The 1,218-nt window shown below is 34.8% G+C and carries 2 protein-coding genes; both read left to right on the forward strand.

The window, feature by feature from the left end; all coding sequences use genetic code 11:
* A partial coding sequence (locus N1032_RS23375) for a phage major capsid protein (RefSeq protein ID WP_259542746.1) occupies positions 1-262 on the forward strand: 262 nt, incomplete at its 5' end.
* 6 nt (positions 263-268) lie between these two features.
* The coding region (locus N1032_RS23380; protein ID WP_259542749.1) for a hypothetical protein at positions 269-1,218 on the forward strand (950 nt) is incomplete at its 3' end.

Here is a 1,218-nt window from a genome sequence, read left to right on the forward strand (position 1 = left end):
TACAATCCAAAAAGGTTCTGTATTCACTTATGCAGTTGATACTGTACCTGAATTCGCAGGTAAAGTTGAAGAAATCAAACCAACATCTGATTTATTCGCTTTAATCATTGATGTAAATGCAATCAAATATAAACGATGCACTAACGGAATGTTGAAACCACCATTCTACAATGGGGAAACTGATGAAGTAACGTACTGGCTACATTACTACTCATTCAAATCTATTTCACCATTCTACAACAAAATTTTAGTTAGCGAGTGATGAAATATGACTACCAAATCTAAAGGTATTGAAACAGAATTATCGCAAGAAATTGGTAGCCGTGTCATTGAGCATAGAAACAGGTTTTATCGCCTGTTTTTTGCTCGTTATATGGAATTACTACCAACGTGCATAGCTTACTACAACGGTGATACAGTCGGTGTTGACTGGTTAAAAGTTGAAGTTGCCTTACGGCAAAATTATCAAGTTGTAATTGGTGAAGCAACTAACGGTGTCATTATGATGCTAGGTTATGCAAAGAATAATCAATCAGTTTCACAACCAAATCTATTCTTTCATTCACGTACATTGAATGAAAAGGATATTCAATGGATTGTACCTAACAAATTACGCCCTAAAGAAATGCAAGAAATTACGGAATTAGATGAAGCAAAAACAGGAAACTTTGTTGTATTGCGTAATAAAGTTCTTAATTACACTTCTGATGTTGAAATTATTCAACATTATGTAGAAGAATTGGCGGAAGTAGTTAGCTCACGTTTTTCACTTACAATTCAAGCCAAAATTATGACAATTTTCTTGTCAGAAATCGGCGATGAAACTATTAATCAAATCGTTACTGAATTATATAACGGTACACCGTATGTAAAAGCAAGTAAACTATTTGACCCTGCCGACCAAATACACACGTTCGATAATACTAACCTTGCATCTGCATTAGTAGAATTGAAGCGAGAATATCAGAACAAAATCAGCGAATTAAATTCAATGATTGGACTTAATTCCCTAGCCGTTGAAAAATCTTCTGGGGTATCTGATACAGAAGCAAAGTCAAATCGAGCGTTCACAACTTCTAATGGTAACATTTACATTAAAGGGCGTGAAAACCCGTTGCGATTACTTAACAAGCGATACGGAACGGAAATACACGCTATTTATGATGATGATGCAATTAGTAAAATGACTATCATTGAAAGGACGGCTGAAATCAATGA

The sequence above is a fragment of the Herbiconiux daphne genome, assembly GCF_024979295.1.
Taxonomy (GTDB): Bacteria; Actinomycetota; Actinomycetes; order Actinomycetales; family Microbacteriaceae; genus Herbiconiux; species Herbiconiux daphnes.